We start from the raw sequence: 1,252 nt of genomic DNA, 5'->3' as shown, positions 1-1,252 counted from the left end.
TGTCGTGGTCAAGGTTTTTCGGACACCCCGATAGGGCATATCAGGCGAGGCAGCGCTCGTACTCGTTGGGCGAACGATAGCCTAAGGTGGAGTGAAGCCGGTTGGCGTTGTAGAAGTTGACGATGTAATCGGTAATGTCTTGCACCGCCTCCAGGTGATTGGCGTAATCGCGCTGCCAGACGCGCTCCATCTTCAGGTTCAAGAAGAAGCGCTCGATGACGGCGTTGTCCCAGCAGTTTCCTTTGCGACTCATGCTGGCCACCAGGCCGCGCTGGTCCAGCATCGTGCGGTGTTCCTCGCTGGCGTATTGGCTGCCACGGTCCGAATGCACGATGAGTCCCGGCGATGGTTGGCGTGCGGCTATGGCCATCTGCAGCGCGCTACATACCAGCTCGGCCGGCATGTTCGGTGCCATTGCCCAGCCAACGACCTTGCGCGAGAACAAGTCCATGACGGCGGCCAGATAGAGCCACCCCTGACGGGTGCGGATATACGTGATATCCGCCGCCCACGCGCGATTGACGGCCTCGGGCTGAAACCGCCGCTCCAGAATGTTCTGAGCCACCGGTAAGTCATGCTTGCTGTCGGTGGTGTGTACAAACTTGCGTCGCCACGAAGGTTTGAGTTTTTGCTGACGCATCAGGCTGCGCGCCCGGTACCGTCCCACAGGCAGCCCCTGAGTCTTCAAAGCCACGCTGAGTCGGCGGCTACCATAGCTGCCGTCGCTGGCATGAAAGGCTGCTGCCAGAGCAACGCTCTGGGCGCATACCGCACGCGGTCGACGCAGCCGTTGGCGTGCGGCGTAGTACCCAGACCGGCTTACCTCAAGCAGCTGGCACAAACGGGAAATCTCGGCCTTCTCCTCCCACTGGTCGATCATGCGATGGATCACTTCAGTTCCCGGGCGAAGAAGGCCGAGGCTTTTTTTAGGATGGCGTTGTCCTCGCGAAGCCGACGGAGCTCTTCTTCAAGCTGGCGGATGCGTTGCTGCTCGGCCGTCAGGGGCTTGCCTACACCAGGGCTGCCGGCTTGCTCAGCCTCATACTGCTGCAGCCAACGACGGACGGCACTGTCGACCAATTCCAGGTCGCGACAGACTTGGCCTACGCTCAGGCCTTGCTCCTTCACCATCTGCACCACACGCAGCTTGAAGGCGGTATCGAATGTTCGGCGGGAAGATCGTTTCATGGGGATCGGTCTCGGGGCGGGAATCATCCCCTATCGCGGTGTCCGAAACCATTAGACCAGGGCA

The 1,252-nt window shown here is 60.6% G+C and carries 1 protein-coding gene; it reads right to left on the bottom strand.

What is annotated here, in order from left to right; genetic code table 11:
* Nucleotides 1–40 precede the first annotated feature (40 nt).
* Nucleotides 41–1,188 (bottom strand): IS3 family transposase gene (locus EKH80_RS23690; protein ID WP_230473912.1). Its coding sequence is split into 2 segments (ribosomal slippage): nt 41–918 and nt 918–1,188, totalling 1,149 coding nucleotides; the frame shifts between segments, so codons are not numbered across the junction.
* Nucleotides 1,189–1,252: the final 64 nt, after the last annotated feature.

Origin of the sequence: Dyella choica (genome assembly GCF_003977665.1) — a bacterium.
GTDB classification, from domain to species: domain Bacteria; phylum Pseudomonadota; class Gammaproteobacteria; order Xanthomonadales; family Rhodanobacteraceae; genus Dyella_B; species Dyella_B choica.
Note: the sequence above shows the minus strand (reverse complement) of the source record. Positions and strands in the feature narration are given on the sequence as shown.